Origin of the sequence: Acidaminococcus hominis (assembly GCF_022484025.1) — a bacterium.
Classification (GTDB): Bacteria; Bacillota; Negativicutes; order Acidaminococcales; family Acidaminococcaceae; genus Acidaminococcus; species Acidaminococcus hominis.
Map to the genome: position 1 here is coordinate 1529372 of NZ_JAKVMG010000001.1, position 20961 is coordinate 1550332.

Annotated in this window: 19 protein-coding genes and 1 other annotated feature; of the genes, 5 read left to right on the forward strand and 14 right to left on the reverse strand. The window is 54.9% G+C overall.

The features are described 5' to 3' along the window. Positions 1 to 63 precede the first annotated feature (63 nt). Both LKE88_RS06705 and LKE88_RS06710 read left to right on the forward strand, forming a co-directional pair. A complete protein-coding gene (locus LKE88_RS06705; protein WP_105326213.1) occupies positions 64 to 1398 on the forward strand; it encodes a CitMHS family transporter in 1335 nt (444 codons plus the stop codon). A 702-nt stretch (positions 1399 to 2100) separates the two neighbouring features. After that, positions 2101 to 3435: a CitMHS family transporter gene (locus LKE88_RS06710; RefSeq protein ID WP_105326214.1), complete on the forward strand. Its 1335-nt coding sequence runs from the start codon at positions 2101 to 2103 to the stop codon at positions 3433 to 3435. A gap of 758 nt (positions 3436 to 4193) precedes the next feature. On the opposite strand, the gene LKE88_RS06715 is transcribed toward LKE88_RS06710, so the two are convergent. The 5 genes from LKE88_RS06715 to LKE88_RS06735 form a co-directional block, all read right to left on the reverse strand. Further along, the gene (locus LKE88_RS06715; RefSeq protein ID WP_105326215.1) at positions 4194 to 5483 is read right to left on the reverse strand and encodes an O-antigen ligase family protein; all 1290 of its coding nucleotides are present in this window, start codon (positions 5481 to 5483) and stop codon (positions 4194 to 4196) included. 4 nt (positions 5484 to 5487) lie between these two features. Beyond that, complete coding sequence (locus tag LKE88_RS06720; protein ID WP_105326216.1) at positions 5488 to 6768, reverse strand: bifunctional folylpolyglutamate synthase/dihydrofolate synthase; 1281 nt, start codon at positions 6766 to 6768, stop codon at positions 5488 to 5490. Between the two features lie 31 nt (positions 6769 to 6799). Then, entirely contained in the window at positions 6800 to 9451 is a 2652-nt protein-coding gene (locus tag LKE88_RS06725; RefSeq protein WP_105326217.1) for a valine--tRNA ligase, read from the reverse strand. A 34-nt stretch (positions 9452 to 9485) separates the two neighbouring features. Beyond that, positions 9486 to 9686 (reverse strand) — a binding site (T-box leader). Positions 9687 to 9745: 59 nt separating this feature from the next. Next, positions 9746 to 11470 carry a vWA domain-containing protein gene (locus LKE88_RS06730; protein ID WP_105326218.1) on the reverse strand — a complete coding sequence of 575 codons (1725 nt, stop codon included), beginning with the start codon at positions 11468 to 11470 and terminating at the stop codon, positions 9746 to 9748. A gap of 6 nt (positions 11471 to 11476) precedes the next feature. After that, on the reverse strand, positions 11477 to 12391 hold the full coding sequence (locus LKE88_RS06735; RefSeq protein ID WP_105326219.1) for an AAA family ATPase: 915 nt from the start codon (positions 12389 to 12391) through the stop codon (positions 11477 to 11479). An 89-nt stretch (positions 12392 to 12480) separates the two neighbouring features. On the opposite strand from LKE88_RS06735, the gene LKE88_RS06740 reads away from it, so the two are divergent. Beyond that, complete coding sequence (locus LKE88_RS06740; RefSeq protein ID WP_276803104.1) at positions 12481 to 12774, forward strand: hypothetical protein; 294 nt, start codon at positions 12481 to 12483, stop codon at positions 12772 to 12774. Between the two features lie 17 nt (positions 12775 to 12791). After that, complete coding sequence (locus LKE88_RS06745; protein WP_105326221.1) at positions 12792 to 13349, forward strand: hypothetical protein; 558 nt, start codon at positions 12792 to 12794, stop codon at positions 13347 to 13349. A 159-nt stretch (positions 13350 to 13508) separates the two neighbouring features. On the opposite strand, the gene LKE88_RS06750 is transcribed toward LKE88_RS06745, so the two are convergent. The 8 genes from LKE88_RS06750 to LKE88_RS06785 all read right to left on the reverse strand — a co-directional run bounded on the left by LKE88_RS06750 (position 13509) and on the right by LKE88_RS06785 (position 17214). Further along, complete coding sequence (locus tag LKE88_RS06750; RefSeq protein ID WP_276803106.1) at positions 13509 to 13715, reverse strand: helix-turn-helix domain-containing protein; 207 nt, start codon at positions 13713 to 13715, stop codon at positions 13509 to 13511. Position 13716: 1 nt separating this feature from the next. Next, complete coding sequence (locus tag LKE88_RS06755; RefSeq protein WP_276803108.1) at positions 13717 to 14343, reverse strand: hypothetical protein; 627 nt, start codon at positions 14341 to 14343, stop codon at positions 13717 to 13719. 52 nt (positions 14344 to 14395) lie between these two features. Next, positions 14396 to 14809, reverse strand: coding sequence for a hypothetical protein (locus tag LKE88_RS06760; protein WP_276803109.1), 414 nt, complete (start codon positions 14807 to 14809; stop codon positions 14396 to 14398). A gap of 160 nt (positions 14810 to 14969) precedes the next feature. Further along, positions 14970 to 15545, reverse strand: a complete 576-nt coding sequence (locus LKE88_RS06765) for a DUF7338 family protein (protein WP_276803111.1) — start codon at positions 15543 to 15545, stop codon at positions 14970 to 14972. Positions 15546 to 15549: 4 nt separating this feature from the next. Further along, positions 15550 to 16119 carry a hypothetical protein gene (locus tag LKE88_RS06770; RefSeq protein ID WP_276803112.1) on the reverse strand — a complete coding sequence of 190 codons (570 nt, stop codon included), beginning with the start codon at positions 16117 to 16119 and terminating at the stop codon, positions 15550 to 15552. A 136-nt stretch (positions 16120 to 16255) separates the two neighbouring features. Then, positions 16256 to 16657 (reverse strand): hypothetical protein, encoded by a 402-nt coding sequence (locus LKE88_RS06775; protein ID WP_276803113.1) that lies wholly within the window; start codon positions 16655 to 16657, stop codon positions 16256 to 16258. Continuing rightward, positions 16593 to 16961 (reverse strand): hypothetical protein, encoded by a 369-nt coding sequence (locus LKE88_RS06780; protein ID WP_276803115.1) that lies wholly within the window; start codon positions 16959 to 16961, stop codon positions 16593 to 16595. Before LKE88_RS06780 ends, LKE88_RS06775 begins: the two co-directional genes overlap by 65 nt. After that, the gene (locus LKE88_RS06785; protein ID WP_276803116.1) at positions 16954 to 17214 is read right to left on the reverse strand and encodes a PilN family protein; all 261 of its coding nucleotides are present in this window, start codon (positions 17212 to 17214) and stop codon (positions 16954 to 16956) included. Before LKE88_RS06785 ends, LKE88_RS06780 begins: the two co-directional genes overlap by 8 nt. A gap of 56 nt (positions 17215 to 17270) precedes the next feature. On the opposite strand from LKE88_RS06785, the gene LKE88_RS06790 reads away from it, so the two are divergent. Beyond that, positions 17271 to 18245 (forward strand): tyrosine-type recombinase/integrase, encoded by a 975-nt coding sequence (locus tag LKE88_RS06790; RefSeq protein ID WP_276803118.1) that lies wholly within the window; start codon positions 17271 to 17273, stop codon positions 18243 to 18245. 1148 nt (positions 18246 to 19393) lie between these two features. On the opposite strand, the gene LKE88_RS06795 is transcribed toward LKE88_RS06790, so the two are convergent. Next, a complete protein-coding gene (locus tag LKE88_RS06795) occupies positions 19394 to 20944 on the reverse strand; it encodes a phage baseplate protein (protein ID WP_276803119.1) in 1551 nt (516 codons plus the stop codon). Positions 20945 to 20961 lie beyond the last annotated feature (17 nt).

Below are 20961 nucleotides of genomic sequence, written 5' to 3' on the forward strand. Positions count from 1 at the left end.
CCCTTGACCTAACCGGGACTGGTTATCCCGGTTAGGTCATTTTCCTAGAAAAGGAGGATTACTATGTTTCTTGGTATTGTTGGTTTCCTGATGGTAATCATCATCGTGGCAGCCCTGATTCGCGGCAAATCGAACCCCGTACCTCTGTTCGTTATTGTTCCTGTTGTTGCAGCCCTGATTACCGGTTTCACCCCGGATCAAATCTTTAAATTCATCACTGCTGGTGTAGGCAAGACTTGGTCCACTGCTGTACTGTTCATTTTCTCCATCGTTTACTTCTCCATGATGGGCGATATGGGCCTGTTTGACCCGATGGTAAACTGGCTGGTTAAAAAAGCCGGCGACAACATCGTAATGGTCACCATTGCCACTGCCTGCATCGCTGTTATCTCCCACTTGGACGGCGCTCTGGCTTCCACCCTGCTGATCACCATCCCTGCCATGCTTCCTATTTATAAGAAGCTGCACATGAGACCGGTAGTGCTGGTCTGCATCATTGGTGCTGCCATGTCCATCATGAACCTGCTGCCTTGGGGCGGCCCTGTTGCCCGTACCGGCGTTGTACTGAACGTCGATGTTAACGCACTGTGGCAGGAACTGATTCCCCTGCAGGGCGTTGGTCTGGTTATCCTGATGATCTTCGCTGCCTACATGGGTGTTATGGAAAAGCGCCGCGGCGCTGGCCTGAACCCCACTGGCAAGGCTGCTATGCTGTCTGAAGACGAAGACGAAGGCTCCAAGGACGACAACCTGTCTGCTGACGATGCTGCTTTCATGAAACGCCCGAAGATGATCTGGTTCAACGGCCTGCTGACCATCGTAGTTATCGGTCTGCTGTGCTTCACCGACATTCCTCTGTACGGTGCTTTCATGTTCGGTCTGGCCATCGCTTTGATTGCCAACTTCCGTACTGCTTCTGAACAAGCAAGAGCTATCAAAATGCATGCTGCTACCGCTCTGACCATGCCTATGATCCTGCTGGCTTCCGGTGTATTCCTGGGTGTTCTGTCCAAGACCGGCATGATGAAAGCTATGGCACAAATGCTGATTGCTATTGTTCCTGCGGCTCTGGGACCCCATCTGCAAGACGTATTCGGCTTCTTCGCAGTGCCTATCGGCATGATGCTGGGTACCGACTCCTACTTCTTCGGTCTGCTGCCTCTGGCTATCGGTGTTGGTCAACAGTTCGGTGTTGATCCTCACAACATGGCTATGGCTATGCTGATTGGTAAGAACTACGGCGTTATGGTTACTCCTCACGCTGCTACCACCTTCCTGGCCTGCGGCCTGGCTGGTATCTCCATCAAAGAACTGCTGAAGTTCTGCACCCCGCGTCTGTGGGTTCTGTCCTGGTTCTCCCTGCTGGGCGGCCTGATGCTGGGTCTGTTCAAATTCTAAGCAAGGACTTACTGAAACTGCTCTCCGGTTATCCGGAGGGCAGTTTTTTTATGGGGTTTTGGAGCGGCAATAAAGGGCAAGCAAAAAACAACCTAGACCGCCAAAAGAAAGGCCCTTGCAGGGCAAATTTGGCGGTGCTGGGAGGCATTTTATCCTGGAAGCAAGTTTTGTGTACCCATTAGTTTCTGCAGCTTAACCCCAAAGCTTGCTTCTAGGACACCGTCCCCAGAAAAACCTCGTTTATACGGCATCACCTTTTGCTCCCAAATGCTAACGTTGGTCCCAGTCGCCTCACTGCTCCCCTTATTTCTTCCGTTCTCCTGACAATCCATTTTATAAAGCCATCAGATTTTCGCAAATCTGTAACAGATTGTTTTTCCGTCGACTGCAAAAAAGAGGTGTTTTTTGTTCATTTTTAGCACTTTTTCTGTTTTTCCATAGTTCCTCTGCCCGGAATTTTGAAAAAATTTCTATTTTTGTACATTTGAAACAATTTACAAAAACCTGCTAAGCCACATCCTGTGCCCGTTTCCGGGTTTCCATAAGTTATTCCTTATGGTATTTATTTTATTATTTATATTAGTTTTCCGAATATTGCTATGCTAAGATTTTAACGAAGTCAAGGGAACCCATCTTACTTCTCCGCTGACCGTGACGGCCCGTCCGGGAAGCCGCATTACACTTTTAAAGGAGGACACTACTATGTTCTTGGGCGTTGTTGGTTTTTTGATGGTTGTCATCATTGTGGCAGCCTTGATTCGCGGGAAATCTAACCCCGTACCTCTGTTCGTTATTGTTCCTGTTGTTGCAGCCCTGATCACCGGTTTCACCCCTGCTCAGATCTTCAAATTCATGTCTGCTGGCGTAGGCAAAACCTGGTCCACCGCTGTACTGTTCATTTTCTCCATCGTTTACTTCTCCATGATGGGCGATATGGGCCTGTTCGACCCGATGGTAAACTGGCTGGTTAAAAAAGCCGGCAGCAACATCGTTATGGTTACCATTGCTACCGCCTGCATCGCTGTTATCTCCCACTTGGACGGCGCTCTGGCTTCCACCCTGCTGATCACGATTCCTGCTATGCTTCCTATTTATAAAAAATTGCATATGAGACCAGTAGTGTTGGTTTGCATCATCGGTGCTGCCATGTCCATCATGAACCTGCTGCCTTGGGGCGGCCCTGTTGCCCGTACCGGCGTTGTACTGAACGTCGATGTTAACGCACTGTGGCAGGAACTGATTCCCCTGCAGGGCGTTGGTCTGGTTATCCTGATGATCTTCGCTGCCTACATGGGTGTTATGGAAAAGCGCCGCGGCGCTGGCCTGAACCCCACTGGCAAGGCTGCTATGCTGTCTGAAGACGAAGACGAAGGCTCCAAGGACGACAACCTGTCCGCTGACGATGCTGCTTTCATGAAGCGTCCGAAGATGATCTGGTTCAACGGCATCCTGACCCTGGTGGTTATCGGCCTGCTGTGCGCTACCGACATTCCTCTGTACGGCGCTTTCATGTTTGGTCTGGCCATCGCTTTGATTGCCAACTTCCACACTGCTTCTGAACAAGCAAGAGCTATCAAAATGCATGCTGCTACCGCTCTGACCATGCCTATGATCCTGTTGGCTTCCGGTATTTTCCTGGGCGTTCTGGACAAAACCGGCATGATGAAGGCTATGGCTCAAATGCTGATCGCTATTGTTCCTTCCTTCATGGGTGCTCACCTGCAAGACATATTCGGTTTCTTCGCAGTACCTATCGGCATGATGCTGGGTACCGACTCCTACTTCTTCGGTCTGCTGCCTCTGGCTATCGGTGTTGGTCAACAGTTTGGTGTTGATCCGCACAACATGGCTATGGCTATGCTGATTGGTAAGAACTACGGCGTTATGGTTACTCCTCACGCTGCTACCACCTTCCTGGCCTGCGGCCTGGCTGGTATCTCCATCAAAGAACTGCTGAAGTTCTGCACCCCGCGTCTGTGGGTTCTGTCCTGGTTCTCCCTGGCAGCCGGCGCTATGCTGGGCCTGTTCCACCTGTAAGAATCAGTTTCAGAAATAGCTTATAGAAATAAAATAGGTTCCCAAAGAGGATGTGCTCCGGCACATCCTCTTTTTCCTTATTAGGCCCCTCCAAACGTGGAGGGGCTGGCAGTCCGGAGGACTGACTGAGGAAGTTCAATGCAAAGAGGCCCCTTCAGCGGTTCGCGGCTCGCTGCGCAGCTTCACCCTACGGGTTTGCTTTGCAGGCCGCTATCGCATGGGCCTTATGGACCAAACAGCCATTTGCAGAATTTGTCGGGCTGTTTGGATGCGGCCGCAAAGCGTTGCGCTCACATCCAAGAGCATATCCGTAGTTCAAAATGCTCTTGGTTTATGTGAGCCATGTGATAGCCGTCCGTGATTCCGAACCCGAAGGGTGAAGGAGAACGGAGTACGGCGAACCACTGCGGGGCTGGCAGTCCGGAGGACTGACTGAGGTAGTTCAATGCAAAGGGGCCCCGACCGTTCCTATCCACTCGTTTTCCACTTCTTGCTGCTAGCAGGGTCTATGGCCCTCTCCTCTGCCCTTTTAGCCGCTTTCCTGCGGTGCCAGGGGAAATGCCTAAGCCGCTTTCTTCTCCTGCTGAAGGTCTTCCAAAATGCGTTTTTAAGCGTTCTTGGTTTCTCCCCTACCACCAGGTATTATTCTCTCCCAGCGGCTCTCTCAGAGCCAATTTGGCGCTGCTTCAGGCAGTAAAAAACCGGGTAAGCTGTACACTTTGGTACAACTTACCCGGTTTTCTTTATTTTCTTTCACCCTATGCTTGGTTATTCTGTTTCAAAAGCCGTTTTTCCGCATGGGCATTTTCCTTGGCGCTGATGTCGTTCATCACCAGCAGCAGGGCATTTCCCGCCCAAAACAGCATACCCAGCTGAATGTTGAACAGGGTATAATCCGTCAGGCCGCTGACAAAAATCCCCACCAGGCTGGCCAAATACCCGCAGGCCACGCCCCGGATCCAGGGGGAAGCCTTCCGATGCCGGATTTCCTTGGCCAGGAGCACCAGCCGGAAGATGACGTACAGAAACAGGAGAATCCCCGGGATGCCCAGCTCCGCCGTAATGTTCAGCAGCATATTATGCCCGTGGTACATGATTACATCTTCACTGATAAAGAAGTTGTAATTGGGAAAGGCGAACTGGTACCCGTACCAGCCCACCCCCAGGGGATGGTCCTGGATCATGTCCAGGGAGCTCTGGAGGTACATGAACCGCAGCTCTGCCGAGGTATCCGTTACGGAAAAGATGGACATAATCCGGGCCGCCAGTTGGTTCCAGCCCAGGTACAGCACCGCCAGACCGCCTCCGATAAAAGGCAGCAGGGCTTTGTGGTAAAAGGCGCCGGCAAACACAAACAGCACCCAGAAATACGCCACCCAGTTGCCCCGGGAGAAGGTGAAGATCAAGCAGGCCGTGGACAGCAGGAAAATCAGCACCAGGGACCAGCGGGTTTTGCCGCCCTTTAAGGGAGCAAAGAGCCCTTCACAGTAGGCCACGGTCATTACCAGGTAGGTCCCAAAGATATTGGGGTTTACCAGGGTGGAAATGGCCCGGCGCTGGAGCTGGTGGAAGGCCTGGTGGTCAATCCAGTCCGCTTCCTGGAGGCTGTTGCCAAAGAAGTATTGCCACAGCCCGAAAACAGTTACCACCGCAGCGGAAATCATGAATACCTTCATGAGAAACAGGGACCGCCGGCTGGTGCTGGCATAGCGCAGCAGCAGGTAGAAAATCCCCGCTTCCTGGCCCATGACCCACACCCAGTTGAACAGGCTGGCACCCGGGTTCAGAGACCACAGGGTGCTGACGCCGCTGAGGATAAACAGGGCCCACAGGGGTCGGCTCAGGTAGGAGGGCACCGTGATGGCCGGCCAGAACTGCCGGGTGCGCACCACATTCACCAGGTTCAGCAAAAAACAAACCAGAAAGGCAATTCCTGCCGCCCACTGGTTCAGGGGCAGGACAAAAATCAAGACGGCCAGTGCAGCATAGGTAACTTGGTTCAGATTCCAGGATTGGGGCAGTCCCCAGCCTCGTGGTCGTTTACGCATTCCATCACCTATCCAATCCCAGCTCTTTGAAGGTCCCTACCAGGTACAAAGAGCCGCAGACACAAACCACAGCCTCCGGACCCGCTTCGCTGACCGCCCTGTGGTAGGCAGCAGCCAGGTCCGGCATGGGAATGGCATTTTTGTGAAGCCGTTTGGCCAGCTTTTCCGGAGTTTCCGCTCTGTCCCCGGTATGGGCCAAGACGGTATAGATGGTATCCGTATCCCGGAACAGGATCTGGGAAACCAGGCTCACGTCCTTGTCCGCCATCATGCCGAAGACGAAAATCCGGTGGGCGTCAGGATAATAATCGTCCAGGGCCTTCCGCAGCACCGTCACCCCAGAGGGGTTGTGGGCGCCGTCCAGAATAATGTCCGGCTTTTGGTGGATCAGCTCCAGCCGGCCGGGCCAGCGGGCAGCGGCCAGGCCTTCCAGCACGGCCTTTTCCGTAAGGGCCGGGTCCTTTTGGGCCAGCACCCAGGCAGCCTGCATAGCAGCTGCTGCGTTCAAAATCTGGTGGGCTCCCGCCAGATGGATGGTAGCTTCCAGTTCCGTCTGGGGGTTGCGGAAAACGAATTCCTGGGCCGCCATGGTGCTGTTAAGCATCTGGGCGGAAAAATTCTTTTCGTATTCATAGCAGGGGGCGTGCTGGGCTTCCGCTTCCGCCCGGATGACCCGCAGGGCATCACCTTCTGCTTCCGTAACCACCGGCACCCCCGGCTTGATAATACCGGCTTTTTGGATGGCAATGGCCTCAATGGTCTTCCCCAGCCGGTCCGTATGTTCCAGAGTCACGTTGGTAATCACAGAAACTTCCGGGATAATCACGTTGGTGGAGTCCCACAGACCTCCCATGCCTACTTCAATCACGGCGTAATCCACCTGCTGCTGGGCAAAGTACAGAAAACCCATGGCCGTAATCACTTCAAACTGGGTGGGTTCTTCCCCGCCCCCGGCCAGCCAGGCGTCCACTGCCTGCTTTACCTGTTCCGTTACCTGGGCAAAGTCAGCATTGGAAATTTCCTCACCGTTGATGGTCATTCGCTCGTTGTACCGGACAAAATGGGGGGAAGTATAGGTCCCGGTCTTTTTCCCGGCCGCCATGAGTATCCGGCTCAGGAACGTGGCCACACTGCCCTTGCCGTTAGTTCCGGTAATATGAATGGTCCGGAGCTTGCGTTCCGGATGGTCCAGGGCCGCCAAAATGCCCTGGATTCGTTCCAAGCCCAAATGAATGCCGAACTTGCCCCGGCTTTCCACATACGCTAATGCAGACGCATAATCCATTGGTGCAGCACCTCTCTCTAGTCAAATGCACTTACAGCTTGCGCAGGGTTTCCATCCGTTCCTTCAGCCCTTGGATCTTGGCTTCGGTTTCTGCCTGTTTGGCTTTTTCTTTTTCTACCACTTCGGCAGGAGCCTTGGCCAGGAAGCCGGCGTTGCTGAGCTTGCCAGCCGTCCGTTTGGCTTCTTTTTCTGCTCCGTCCAGTTCTTTCTGGAGCCGGGCCAGTTCTTTTTCTACGTCAATCAGGCCCTTCAGGGGCAGGTAGACCTTGGCACCGGTTACTACGGCGGTCAGGGCGTTTTCCGGAGCTGCGTCTTCGGCGCCGCCTACCGTCAGCACGTCCACGGTACCCAGCCGGCATACGTAGTCGCTGTTGTTCTTGAATACGTCCACCAGTTCAGGATCTGCCAGTACCAGGGCCGGAGCCTTATGGCCGGGGGCAGCGCCCACTTCCGCTCTCATGTTCCGGATGGCCTTGATCACATCCATCAGGGCGGTCATTTGCTTTTCAGCGGCATCATCCAGCAGGTCGCCGGCCATATGGGGCCAGGGAGCAATCATGATGCTTTCCCCTTCGTGGGGCAGATGCTGCCAGATTTCTTCCGTAATAAACGGCATGAACGGGTGCAGCAGCTTCATGGCATCGCCCAGCACCTGGCACAGGACGGCTTGGGCAGTAGCCCGTTCCGCTGCATCGTCCTTATTGTACAGGCGGGGTTTGATCAGTTCGATATACCAGTCGCAGACTTCACCCCAGATGAAATCGTAGATCAGGCGGCCAGCTTCACCCAGTTCAAATTTATCCAGATAGGAGGATACTTCGCCGATGGTGTGCTGCAGCCGGGACAGAATCCATTTGTCTGCCAGGGTGTAGGGGTTCCGGGGTGCCTTGGGATCGTAGCCGTCCAGGTTCATCAGGGCGAACCGGGAAGCATTCCAGATCTTGTTGGCAAAGTTACGGGTGGATTCAATCCGGTTCCAGTAGAACCGCATATCGTTGCCCGGGGTGTTTCCGGTAATCAGCATAAAGCGCAGGGTGTCGGCGCCGTATTTGTCCACCACTTCCAGGGGATCGATGCCGTTGCCCAGGGATTTGGACATTTTACGGCCCTGTTCGTCCCGGACCAGGCCGTGGATGAACACGTGCTTAAAGGGAATTTCCTTCATGAATTCCATGCCCATGACCAGCATCCGGGCCACCCAGAAGAAAATAATGTCGTAGCCGGTGACCAGTACGCTGGTGGGATAGAACTGTTCCAGTTCTTCCGTCTTGTCCGGCCAGCCAAAGGTAGAGAACGGCCACAGGGCGGAGCTGAACCAGGTATCCAGGGCATCTTCATCCTGGTGTACATGGCCGCCGCATTTGGGGCAGCGGTCCAGATCCGTCCGGGAGGCGGTTACTTCCCCGCAGTCATCGCAGTACCACACAGGAATCCGGTGGCCCCACCAGATCTGCCGGGAAATGCACCAATCGTGGAGGTTGTCCATCCAGTTGGTGTAGGTCTTGGTAAAGCGGCTGGGTACAAACTGGGTCCGGCCGTCTTCTACGCAGTCCACGGCGGCTTTCACCAGGGGCTGCATCTTTACGAACCATTGGGTGGAAACCAGGGGTTCCACAATATGGCCGCAGCGCTGGCAGTGGCCTACGGAGTGGGGGCATTCCTCCACTTTCACCAAAAGCCCCGCAGCTTCCAGGTCAGCCACAATGTTCTTGCGGCATTCGTAGCGGTCCTGACCGGCGTATTTGCCGGCTTCCTTGGTCATCTTGCCGTCCTGGCCGATAACGGTAATCATGTCCAGGTGCTGGCGCTGACCCATTTCATAGTCGTTGGGGTCATGGGCCGGGGTAATCTTTACGGCACCGGTACCAAACTCCAGGTCTACATAATCGTCGGCAATAACGGGAATCAGCCGGTCCGTGGTGGGCAGCTTCACCTTTTTGCCCACAAACTTGCCGTACCGTTCATCCTTGGGGTTCACGGCAACGGCGGTATCGCCGGGCATGGTTTCCGGACGGGTGGTGGCGATGGTCAGGTAGACCCCTTCTTCGCCGTCCACCGGGTATTTTACATACCACAGATGGCCTGCATCATCCTTATGTTCCACTTCTACGTCACTTAAAGCCGTACGGCAGTTGACGCACCAGTTGATCATCCGAGTGCCCTTGTAAATCAGGCCCTTTTCGTACAGGCTCACAAAGGCTTCCCGCACGGCACGGCTCAGGCCTTCGTCCATGGTAAAGCGCTGGCGGTCCCAGTCGCAGGAAATGCCCAGGGATTTCAGCTGGGTAACGATTCTGTCCCCGTATTCTTCCTTCCACTGCCAAACCCGTTTGACGAATTCTTCCCGGCCCAGGTCATAGCGGGTCAGGCCTTCTTTTTTCTTCAGTTCTTCTTCTACCTTGATTTGGGTAGCCAGGCCGGCATGGTCATAGCCGGGCAGCCAGCAGGTATTGTCCCCCATCATCCGGTGCCAGCGCACCAGGATATCCTGGAGGGTATTGTCCAGGGCATGGCCCATGTGCAGCTTGCCGGTAATGTTCGGCGGGGGAATAACCACGCTGAACGGAGGGCGGCTCTTGTCCACTTCCTGATGGAAGTAGCCCTGTTTCATCCAATATGCATACCATTTCTTTTCCACCGCGGCAGGATCATATACCTTGGGGATGTTGTTTTCTTCTGCCATTTTCTTCCTCCTTAAAAAAAATAACCCGTCCCTGTTATAGGACGAGTTGACTTCGCGGTACCACCTACATTCTCAATTGCTTGAGCACCTTGGAGGCTTAACGCGCCTTGACGGGCAGGGCTGCTGCACCCTGCCGGCTCCCGGACGACTTCCAGCGGCTGACGTGGATGCTTGCACCGACCGCACCCTCTCTGCAACGCAGCTTGGCTGTACTCCTTCCGTTCATAGCCATTGGTCATATGATATTACAGTTAATTCTAGCAAGCCTCACCAGAAAAGTCAATGGAGAACGCCCTACAGGGACTCGATCTGCCGGCAGAGGATTTTTCCCATGCTTTCGGCCATTTTGTCCAGCTCATGAATCCGGATGCAGTCCTTGCCGAAGATTTTCCGGGCGTCTTCCATGCCGCCCTTGACCTCGTCGTTGATGAGGCCAATAATCCGAATGCCTTCCCGGCGCAGGGCCGCCGCCTCGTCCGCCGTATCCGCCACGGCCCGGCCTTCCCGGTACTCGGGCTGGTACAGGCTCCCTTCCTTCCGGAAGGGCCGGTCATCGTTGGGCTGGGCATCGGTGAGCATAATAAGGATTTTTTTCGTCTGGGAAAAGTCCCCCATCAGCTGCCGGGCGCCCCGCAGGGCCAGGCCATCCCGGTTCCAGCCGGTGGCCACGTAGTTAAAGACGTTGGTGCACTTCTTTTTTTCCTCATAGCTTTTAAACAGGGTCAGCACCGTGTAGCTGCGCAGGGTGCTGAAGGAATACACCTGGTAGGGAATGCCGCACTGGCGCAGGGCCTCGGCAATCACAAAGGCCTGGGAGGCGATGACGGGTTGGGCTTCCCCCCGGGAGGCTGAGGCATCCAGCATAATATCCACGGTAAAATCCGGGGTAGCCACCACTTCCTGGTTGTAGAACACCCGGGGGTCCTGGAGCTTGGCGGCCCGCCAGACCAGACTGGGCACCAGTTCCCCGGCCTTGACCGGCACCGGCAGCTTGGTCCGTACCAGGCGCATGGCGCTGCGGATCTGCTGGGTCAGGCGGATAATGCTCTGCCGGGCCTTTTCCCCGTGTTCCTTATAGTAGGCCAGGTTCCGCACCCGCTGACGGCGGGCTCCCTGAAGCCACAGGGAGGCTTCCCCGGTGCTGCCCTTGCTCCCCAGGTGCCCCCGGGTAAAGTGCAGGTGGCAGCCCTTATGGACGCCTACGCAGCAGGCCTGATCGATTTCCAGCTGCTTTTGGGGCGGATAAATGGACGTCCCGAAGCAGTGGATGATGTAGTCATAATTTTGGGCAGCGGTCTGGCCGGTAATAATGGCCATGAGCCCGTTATGGGCGTGCTTCCCCGACAGCAGGTCTTCCGCCTGCTGCTTGGAATATAAAAAATTAAAGATGGATTCCTGTTTTTTGGCAAACTGAGGCACAATCCAGCTGAGGAAATCCCCCAGTCCCTTGCCGATGATGACCTTTTCCAGGCTTTCCCGCACCAGAAAGTGGGACACAAAGTACTTTTTGGTCAGCTTCCGGAAATGGTCACACAACGTGGCCGTATCCCAGCTGGGGTCAAAGGCCAGGCTTTGGTACAGGGCCTTGGCCCAGGGGTCGATGAGACCGTTCTTTTCCCCCAGCACCTCGTGCCAACGGGCCGCCTGCATTTCGTGGGCCACCCCGTGTTTGTCCGCCAGGGTGCCGTTAAAATAGGCCCGGGCGTGCTCCTGCCGCAGCTGGGGCAGCACGGGCCGTACCGGGGCCTCCTTGGCGTAGGTGGCGTATTCCAGCCCCAGCCACAACAGGTCCGTAAAGGTATCCACCAGGGCGGAATTTTCCATTTCCTGGAACATCGCATGGAGCTGGTCCGTATCGTAGTATTTCCGGGTGAACCCCACCACGGCATTGAGGTACAGATCCGGTGCCCCATCATCCCCGTAGGCCAGAAAATCCGGCTGGAAGCGGTAGTCGGCCGAGGTATCCCAGACCATATTCAGCGCCCGCCGGCGCTTGGCATCGTATTTTAGCTTGGCCATACGCCCTCACTCCTCAAAGATATCCTGCTTCCGGTAGGTGGAGGGAATGCGCAGCTTGATCACATCCCGGATAATGCCGGGCTCGTATTCGTCAAAGGATTTGTTCACCAGACCCATTTCCAGGGCATCGTGGGCTTCCAGGCCCTGCTGGATCAACTGGAGGGCGTCCAAAAGGCCCCGCAGGTCCAGCGCCCGCTCGGAGATTTCCGCTTCCTGGCACTTCTTTTCCAGGTCCAGGAACAATTGGCCAAAGCCCTCCCGGGCCTGTTTTTTCAGCGTAGGAAATTCCGTGGAGAGCAGCCGGTCCAGGGTGGCCCCGTCAATGGGCGGCAACTGGATTACCGCAAACCGGGAGGTCAGGGCTTCGTTCAGTTCCCGGGTGCCGGAGTAGCCGTAGTTCATGGTGGCAATAAAGCGGCAGGCTTCGTTGGCCTGGAGCAGGTCGTAGCCGGGAATGTCCACCCGATGCCGGTAGTCCAGCAAGGAATGGAGCACGGCCATGGCTTCGTTCCGGGCCATGTTGATTTCGTCAAAAACCCCAAAGCCGCCCCACTGGGCGCACTGGTACACCGGCCCCGGCCGGAACACCACTTCCCCGTTCCGGAAGGTATCCGTGCCCAGCATGGAGGTGGCATCCACGTTGATGTGGAAGGAAATATTCCACATAGGCCGCTGGAAGGCCGCTGCCAGGTTTTCTGCCAATACGTTCTTGCCCGTGGCCTTAGGCCCTGCTAGTAGCAGGTTCTGGCCGCACAGCAGGGCCGCAATGGCCTCCTCCCAGACCTTTTTGCCATAGTACGGGAAACGGGGCACCGGCACCCGGTTCTTCCACTGTTCTTCCACCGGATGGGCCTTCCTATAGGCCTCCACCCCGGCAATCAGTTCTTCTGAAACCTGTTCTTTCCGTAAAAAATCCAGCATACTCTGCCCGCTCCCTCCGTCGCAATCTGTGATAATTATAGCATTTTCCCAGTAGGATGGTGCAGAATCCCGGGAAAGAAATGTCCCTTTTGCAGAAGCTGTCTGAGCGGGGCGTGAGCCGCCTGATTCCCCTTGGGTTGAAGAAAAAGGGAGAAGATCATATAATAAAGGTAATAGAAGCTATGGGAAGTGGAAATATGAAGTTCAAGCAGGTTGTACGATGGCTAAGGGAACACGAAGTAGGCGATTACGAATTCGCTACCATAAACACCGCATTCGTAATCGCCACGTTTATTGTATTTCCCCTTCCAATAGTTATCGGCCTTTTTTTGCATTATTTTTTTGATGATTTGGGTATTTCTGTAAGTGGAGTTTTATGTTAGAGATTAGGAGGAAAAAAATGATGAAAAACGTAGGGAAGAAGTTCGCAGCATTGTCCATGGCCACCCTGCTGGCCTTTGGAGTCCTAGGGTGTGGATCCGATAAAAAGGATGACGCAAAAGTTCCGGCAGCTGTCCAAACTCAAAAAATCGACACGCCAGAGGGAAAAATCCAAAAAGGCATCATCGATGCAGTCAATAACTCACAAAATACCCAAAAGGATATTGGCCCTATCAAGAGCATCGACATTAATCCCCTGGGAGATAAATATAACGTAGTTATTAATGCCTCTTTTGGCTCCATGCTGACTCCTGACCATGCGCAGGCTCTGCTAGGCATGGAATCCCTAGCAGCTTTTAACGGAGCCTTTAATAGCGGAGTGCCTGTAGCCCATGCGGCCTTTATTGTCACTGACAAAGCTATGAATAAGGCCACTGGCCAGGAGTCCATGATTAAACTCTATCAGGCAGAAATGAGAGATGACCAAGCCAAAAATATCAATTGGAAAAACGTAAATGCTTTGAATCCGAAAGACGTTCTCATTAAGCCGTTCGTACATATTTCCATCCGCAAATAAAAAAAGGCCAGACGGAACGCAATCCGCCTGGCCCTTTCTGTATACTTCCTATAACGCAAAAAAGCGAATGTCCCGATGACTCGGCAACATTCGCTTTTATCTTAAAGTGGTGACCCGAAACGTAGTCTATGCGAACATCCGTTTAACGATATGCCCCGACTACTTTTCCGCTGTTGTCGGACGAGCTGCATGACTTTCCTGGGCAATTTGCTCCAGCTTTTCGACGACCAGGGCTTCCGCCCACCCTGGCGGGGTCCGCTTTCCTGACTCCCAATCCTGGAGTGTCCTCCTGGGGATGCCCAGGGCATCGGTCACCCCTTGCTGACTAAGCCCGGCGGCCTGCCGGGCCTCTTTGATGGTAGTCATATCAGTGCGCCTCCTCGATGTGGCGGAAGACCTCCTTACCGTCCTCCAGGATGATAAGAGCCACTGTATGCTTAGTACCAAATTTTTTGTCCAGGTCGTCCTTAGTAGGCTCAGCCGCTTTTACCTGTGCGACCATCCACGGATCTGGGTTTAGGATGGCTGTAGGCGGGACTGGGACGACTTTATAAGCGTCCTCCTCACCATTGTCAGCGTTTATAAAGCTGACAACGCACTTTAGGATTTTGGCCTCTTGGGCTAGCGCCCAATCTCCGTGCATGCTGGCAGCGTGTGCGTCCCGGTGGTCGATCCACCACCGGGCTGCCGTCTCTTTTTTGAGCTCCGATAGCCATTTATCCATGTTGGGCCAGTCCGGGTGCATCTCGATGCAGTGAGCGGCTTCCGCCAGGATCCGGTTTCGGATTCCGTTTGCCCAGGCGATCTGTTTAGGGCTCCCGGTTAGCTCCGGCAGGCCTTCCTCTCGGGCTTTGGCTGCCTGCGCAGCGGCCCAGCAGGCACGGCAGTCGATGCTCTCGAGGTATGCGATTTTGCGCTCTCTATCAGAGTGCTTACCAAAAAGGTTGACCTCCTCGGTGTGGCCGCAAGCGTGGGTGATCGTGTACTTTGCCATGGCATTGCGCTCCTTTCAAGTGGTGGCGGGGCCGAATGCCCCGCCCAGATCATTAAAACCAGGTGTCTGCGATAGCATTGAGGCTATCTGCAATCCAGTCTTGATAGGTCGAGTAAGTGATCGGGTCAACGCTCTCGTAAGGGGGCAGGTCTACGCCGTTGAGCGGGCTCAGCATCCAGTTGCTCCAGCTGGGGTCGTCCACTTTGTCTACCAGCTCAGGAGCTGCATCCTTGAGGTAGCTGACTACGTCGTTCCTGGTGTAGGTGATGGCCAGGACCATTACCTTCCCTCTGAGGTCATAGGTGGTTGCTGCCAGGCTCACGTTTTTGTCGTGGTCTACGACGATGTACTGGGGCTCTCCGATATTCAGGATGCTGGCTTCGATGGCCTTATCCAGGACGTTGTCAAGATTCTGTTCGCCAAACAGGGCTTTTGCTTTTTCGTTCAGGCTTTCGTTGATTTTCATATCGATCTCTCCTTTTCTTATCGGAGGGGGCTTTCTTTTTTTTTGGCCCCTCTCCTCTCTTCTTGGTTATATTATAGCACGCATTGCGTGCTAGTGCAAGAGCTTTTTATAAAATTTTGCAAAAAAATAGAGCCCCCAGGGGATAGCCCTGGAGGCTTTGTTATTTGCGGCTGATCCACAGCCTGGTGGCGATCATAGCCTGATAGTCCGTCTGCATGGTCCGCTGGAGCTTCCACCCCAGGTAGATTTTCCAATGCCACCGGCCCGTGATCCGGGCCTCGTTTTTGTAGGACCAGACCAGTCCAGAGCGGCAAAAATACCACCCGTCCCCGCTCTTGGTCTGGATTGGGTACTGCTGGGGCCAAACCGTTGCCCCAAAGAGGTAAAAGGCAAATCCGTAGGCGCTGTTACGGTACAGCCAGTGGACCCGGCAGCAGTAGCGCCGGAGTTTGTCAGCCAGTCCAAACGGCTTGATGAGCCTCTCCGTATAGCGGATCTGTCCGCACTCCATCCTGCGCTCCTGGATGTAGTGGGCATCCCAGTCATAGCGCAGGCAGGCTGGCATCCGGCCCACATCCGTCTTGCTGTCCAGGGTGTCGTCCCAGGTCTGCCACATACGCAGCAGGCCAGGCAGCTCACCCTGCTCGTCCGCAAAGAGCACCACCAGCCAGTTGGTCATGTAACACACTACCATGCAGATCAGCTGCAGGAGCAGGTAGATTATGTATCTTATCATATCGTCACCACTCCTTGATTGTATATGTGATGGAGCCAGCCTCCACCTTGCGGCCGGTCCGGGTATAAAGCATCCCCTCCCACCTGCCGTACTGGTAACCAGCACCGATGTATGTCTTGTCTCCGGTGGTCATGGCTCCCACCTTGATCTTGTGTGGCTTGCGCAGATTGACCTTGTAGACGTCCACCTTTTGACGGTCGTGATCAGCCGTCACCACGGTGCGGTCTGTCTTTTCTCGGGCCGCTGCCGGGACAGATGGCTTATCCTCCTGGATCTCTTTGGCCACGGTCTCCGCTCCGGCCGTCAGATCCGGGGCATGGACGTAGTAAGTCACCTGTGGCGTCGGCTGTGTCTGCTGGATGTGATAGATCTCCATGGTCACCTCTCTGGCGGAGTCATCGGACAGCTTGAGCTTGTCGGCAGCCTTGACCGGGTCCGTGGTATCCTGGTACGGCATCACCGTCGGCTGCTCTTTTTGGCGCTCCAGGTAGGCATAGATCAGCCCGGCCAGCAGACTGATCACGCAGAGAGCGATGACTGCCAGGGCAATCCTTTTTTTTTGTTCGGGGTCCATAAAAAATCACCTCTTATTTTGCGATTAGACAATTTTTATTTCGTACCGCATGTAATTTACTTGCACATATGACAAAAATCCGCCACATCGCAATCTCGTTGATGTAGCGGGTTTTTGTCCAAAATATCACACAGTGTCACTCCACGACGGTCAAAACGCAGCTGTTGCCGGAGTCAATGATCATCTGACTGAGCTCCTCACCGTCCGCATTTTGCATGCGCAGGCAGCCGTAGGTGCCTTCCCACCCCTGGTACGGGGCGAAAGGATCGTCCAGATCACTTCCGCCCCCATGGATGTCTCTACCCCTGGGGTCACCGGTGGTGATATAAAAAGTCCCGTAGCCCGGTCCGTAGGCCGTCGTAATCTCGGCGCTGACATCCGGATAGGTCCCGTCCGGCAGGGACTCCCGGGGCTCACCCTCGTCATTGTATCCGGCAAAAAAATCGTCGTGGCAGGGCCAGGACTTGATGACATTATAGTCCTCGTCCATGGCGTAAATCGTCTGGCGGGACCGCTGGAATTGGATCTCCTTTAGCATTTGCATTACCTCCCTCTAACTGGTCAGGTATACCGTTGTGGTTGTGGTCTACGAAGTTGGCCGCCACCATCAAGATGACGGCTGCAAAGCCCTTGCTCCCCATGCTGTTGATAAAATCAATCAGCTTGGGCAGGTCTGGCTTGCCGGTTGTGTACCATAAAAAGATCCAGCCGGTCATGTAAAGCACTAGGCTGGACAGTAAAAACAGCATATAGACGATGACCAGGCCCATGGGCAGGCCCTTGATGCGGACCTTGCCTGCCTGGGCGATAAAGCCCAGGATGGGGCGGAAAAAGTTAGCCATGACCCACGCTCCTCTCGATCTTGTCGATGCGGTGAGTGTTGGACTTGGACCTATCCTCCACCTGCTGGAGCCTGGTCTCTATCTCCTCCCGCCTGGCCTTTTCCTCGGTCAGGGTGGCGTCCAGCTTATCCAGGGATTTTACCACCCTGTCCAGGACAACCTGGAGGGGCGCCACCGTGGCGTGGATCATGTACAGGATGGCCCCACCGATGAGCCCCAGGATGGCAGCGGCATCTCCTAACGATACGTCCATTTACTTGACCTCCTTGCTATCATCTCCAGTAGTACAACTCTAGGAGGTTGATTTTTATGCGATTACCAAATGGTTTTGGATCTGTGTACAAGCTCCAGGGGCACCGGAGGCGCCCGTGGGTAGTAAAAAAGACGATAGAGGGCCGTCAAAAAGCCCTGGGATATTTTGAGACTCATGACGCAGCCCTCACTTTTTTGCTCAAGGTAAACCATGAGCCGCACGGGCTCACAGCCACGTTTGCCGACATCTACAGCCAGTGGCAGGTGGCCAAATGGCCCACCATTTCCCGGTCCAGCCAGCAGGCATACGACATCTCTTTTAGGCATCTCTCCCGGCTGCATGACAAGACCATGAGCCAGCTCAAGTACCTGGATCTCCAGGAGGCCATGGACGACGTAAGACGGGTAGCCGGGTACAGTACGCAGAAAAAATGCAGGGTGCTTATGAGCCAGCTGTACCAGTACGCCATCAAGAGAGAGATGGCCACCACGGACTACTCCCGATACGTCGAGATTGACCGGCACCACCCCGTCTATAAAAAGCGTCCGTTTACCACCCGGGAAATCAACCGGCTCTGGAGAGCCTCAGAAAACGATGTTGTCCAGGACATCATCATCCTGATCTACACGGGGCTCCGGATCGGTGAGTACCTTGCCCTGCGGCCCCAGGACATCAAGATCCGGGAAAGATACCTGGACATCCGGCACAGCAAGACGGAGGCCGGTGTCCGGCGGGTCCCCATCTCCAAAAAGATCCTGCCGTTTTTAGAGGCCCGGAAGGCCAGGCGGTCCATCTGCCAGTCACCGACGTATGACAGCTTCCGGAGACGATTTGACGCAGCTCTCAAGCAGCTGTCGATGCATCACAGTCCACACGAGTGCCGCCACACCCTGGCCTCCATGCTGGACTCCGCTGGAGTCAACGATACGGTGGTTAAGATGATACTTGGTCACGCCCGGAGAGGTGTCACTAAGTCTATATACACGCATAAAACCTTGCGGGAGCTCCGCAAAGCGGTCGATATTTTGTGATTAGCGTGGCACTGGCCAATCTGGCATGATGCCGTGGGATGGCTCCCAGACTGGGCTGGTGGGTGTTTGGCTTGTGCTTAACGGTGTGATTCCTGGCCAGGATATGGGTCCGAAAAGCAGGGTAAAGAGCGTGTATTTGTCACCACCGAGGAAACGGCATCACATTCCCATGAATCTCCTGATAATGCAGCAGGTGCTTTTTCCGGTTGGGGCAATAAATCTTTTGACGGCTGGGTTACGGCCTCAATCCAAAGAAACGATGGTGGTTTATGGCGAACGAAGTCAACCGGCGGAGATCAACCTCACAATAACATCCCGCCCGTGATTGCCTCTTACGCCTGGCGGCGCACCGCATAGCCACCGAGGAAATGCCCCGCCATACTACCACAAGTCATTTTTATACGGGATTCAACGCTTTCTGCACTGGTACGGTGGTATGGAATGGCAACGGAGCAAGCAATGAATGGAAATCCTCTTTCAACATACAAAAAGGCTCTACAGCCGGTTATGCGTTTAACCAGACAATCGACATGGACCTTGTCTCCAATCCGGTTGGTGGAGATGCAGCTCATAACAATCTGCAACCTTCTGTGGGTGTATACGGATGGGTACGCACTGCATGAGTGCCACCGATGAGTTGGCAAATCACGATCACGGTCAAAACACCAACGGAAACGGCTCAGACGACTGGAATGGCTCATATGGCCCTATGGTCACTAAAGGCGCAAAGAATGGGAGTGTTGTTGGCTACTCTGTTTGTGTAACCGGAGGTTGGACGTCGAATCAAAATCAAGTTATGACCGACCAAAACGGCGGCAATGTGCCACACAACAACCTCCCGCCATCTGTAGCGTCATACTGCTGGCAACGTACAGCCTAAGCGGTCCTACGCCAGCCATACGAGGCAATGGACGGGGGCAGGGTGCTGTGAGGTACGTTTCCGCCAAATTCCATATGTAAAACGTCCGTATTACGGGTGGCCGTATCTCCGAATTGCATGGTGGAGCCCCATTTACTGCCGGCAGACATGACCAATGAAAAGGCTCCGGATTTCGATGCATCATTTTTCATGTCACCCACAATATTGGTGTTTCCACCTACCAACCGAAACTGGGCATCGCCTGTAATTTTTGGCAGTTCATCGGTGGTTAGGCGGTACGGAGCCACCCATAACTGGCAATCACAGGCTGAATATTGTTGTGGGCGGCGTCTCCGCCTGTGTTCTGGATGCAGTCCGTTTTCCATCCATAACTAGCGGCTTTTTGATTGTCAACTAAAGCAATTATGTCAGAACCGGTAGCAGTATAACTGTTTATTTTGTGATTGTGCGAGGGCATCTCATCGGTGGTGAGTTGGTGTTTCCGTTCGCCGTATTTCTGCCCTGCCGTGTACGTAAAGCTACCATACTCATCGGTGCCACTACCCTGCGCAATCAGCGTGTACCCAGCAGGCAGGGCTTCCCAGGTGCCAAAGCCCAGGATGGTGTTGGGATTGCGGGAGTCGGTCAGCGAGGTGTAGATGGAGCCGACCGGGAAAACCTTTTGTAAAGCAGATGTGATGCCATCGTTGACTGTGGTCGTGATGAGCGTCTTGAGGGCGGCGATGTCGATGGCCTGTCCCTTGTCGTCGTTGGTCGCAGCCGTGGCATGGGCCACGTTGTTGACGGTAGCCGTGGACGTGGTGGCGTCCTTGTGGACAAAGGTGATCGTGTCGTTGGACACGGTGGTGGACATGACAGCCCCGGACATCTCGGCCCTGTTGTAGTAGTTGGACAGGTCTACCGTCCCGCTCTGGTCATCCCATCCGCTGCCGTTGTAGACCAGGTTGTCCCCGGCTTTGATAGCCGTCCCGTTGGCATCAGTGCCCCCTGCCGCCTTGACGTTGTACATATCCCCGGTGCTGAGGCCGGTAGTCGGCAGAGCAGAGTAGCTGGTCACGGAGCCCCTGTACTTGACTGCACTGGTGAGGGCCTGCAAGCCGCTGTTGACCTGGCTCTGGATGTTTTGGCAGCTGGCCAGGGCCGTCTTGGCATTGGTCTCATGGGTCGCTGCCGTGGATGCAGAGCTTGCTGCTGCGCTGGCAGAGGATGCTGCTGCCGTCTGGCTGTTTTGGGCAGCCGTAGCGGACGTGGCAGCGGCGCTGGCACTGCTGGCCGCTGCCGTTGCGCTGGTGCTGGCATTGGTCGCCTTGGTAGATGCCGTGGATGCAGAGCTGGCCGCACTGGATGCGCTGCTGGCTGCTGCTGTTGCCCGGTCTTTGCTGTACAGGGCCCAGGTCTTAGAGGATTGGGTCTTGCCCGTAGAGCTGTCCGTGTCAGCTGCCCCGTCTGGGGAGCTGGTGGACTCCGCCCAGGCCTTGGCCATATCTCGGGCGGCGATGGCATCGTTGGCCACGTTGCGGGTGTTGTCTATCTCGACGTATGAGCTGGTGGACGGGTCCCAGTAGTACCATTTGCCGCTGTCCTGGGCGATGTAGACGCTGGCCACGTCGCCTACATCTGGCAGTGCAGCTTTATTGGCCACGTAGACCCGGCCCCCGTTGATGGCATCGTGGAGAGCCTCCAGGTCATTGGCCACGTAGTCAATCCAGCCCGTGCCCTCAGCGTTGGCCAGGGGTGTCTTTTTGCCAAACACCCCATCCTGGATGATACTGTCGTTAGCATCCCTCAGCTCGGGGTGCTGGTATGCTTGTCTTTTCATTTCGCCACCTCCTCGGG

Bases quoted from the DNA above. Each gene is read 5' to 3' on its own strand.
- LKE88_RS06715 (WP_105326215.1), bottom strand. From the start codon at position 5,483: ATGCGTAAACGACCACGAGGCTGGGGACTGCCCCAATCCTGGAATCTG.
- LKE88_RS06760 (WP_276803109.1), bottom strand. From the start codon at position 14,809: ATGAAAATCAACGAAAGCCTGAACGAAAAAGCAAAAGCCCTGTTTGGC.
- LKE88_RS06755 (WP_276803108.1), bottom strand. From the start codon at position 14,343: ATGGCAAAGTACACGATCACCCACGCTTGCGGCCACACCGAGGAGGTC.
- LKE88_RS06750 (WP_276803106.1), bottom strand. From the start codon at position 13,715: ATGACTACCATCAAAGAGGCCCGGCAGGCCGCCGGGCTTAGTCAGCAA.
- LKE88_RS06795 (WP_276803119.1), bottom strand. From the start codon at position 20,944: ATGAAAAGACAAGCATACCAGCACCCCGAGCTGAGGGATGCTAACGAC.
- LKE88_RS06785 (WP_276803116.1), bottom strand. From the start codon at position 17,214: ATGGACGTATCGTTAGGAGATGCCGCTGCCATCCTGGGGCTCATCGGT.
- LKE88_RS06710 (WP_105326214.1), top strand. From the start codon at position 2,101: ATGTTCTTGGGCGTTGTTGGTTTTTTGATGGTTGTCATCATTGTGGCA.
- LKE88_RS06765 (WP_276803111.1), bottom strand. From the start codon at position 15,545: ATGATAAGATACATAATCTACCTGCTCCTGCAGCTGATCTGCATGGTA.
- LKE88_RS06730 (WP_105326218.1), bottom strand. From the start codon at position 11,470: ATGGCCAAGCTAAAATACGATGCCAAGCGCCGGCGGGCGCTGAATATG.
- LKE88_RS06720 (WP_105326216.1), bottom strand. From the start codon at position 6,768: ATGGATTATGCGTCTGCATTAGCGTATGTGGAAAGCCGGGGCAAGTTC.
- LKE88_RS06725 (WP_105326217.1), bottom strand. From the start codon at position 9,451: ATGGCAGAAGAAAACAACATCCCCAAGGTATATGATCCTGCCGCGGTG.
- LKE88_RS06745 (WP_105326221.1), top strand. From the start codon at position 12,792: ATGATGAAAAACGTAGGGAAGAAGTTCGCAGCATTGTCCATGGCCACC.
- LKE88_RS06735 (WP_105326219.1), bottom strand. From the start codon at position 12,391: ATGCTGGATTTTTTACGGAAAGAACAGGTTTCAGAAGAACTGATTGCC.
- LKE88_RS06770 (WP_276803112.1), bottom strand. From the start codon at position 16,119: ATGGACCCCGAACAAAAAAAAAGGATTGCCCTGGCAGTCATCGCTCTC.
- LKE88_RS06705 (WP_105326213.1), top strand. From the start codon at position 64: ATGTTTCTTGGTATTGTTGGTTTCCTGATGGTAATCATCATCGTGGCA.
- LKE88_RS06775 (WP_276803113.1), bottom strand. From the start codon at position 16,657: ATGCTAAAGGAGATCCAATTCCAGCGGTCCCGCCAGACGATTTACGCC.
- LKE88_RS06790 (WP_276803118.1), top strand. From the start codon at position 17,271: ATGCGATTACCAAATGGTTTTGGATCTGTGTACAAGCTCCAGGGGCAC.
- LKE88_RS06780 (WP_276803115.1), bottom strand. From the start codon at position 16,961: ATGGCTAACTTTTTCCGCCCCATCCTGGGCTTTATCGCCCAGGCAGGC.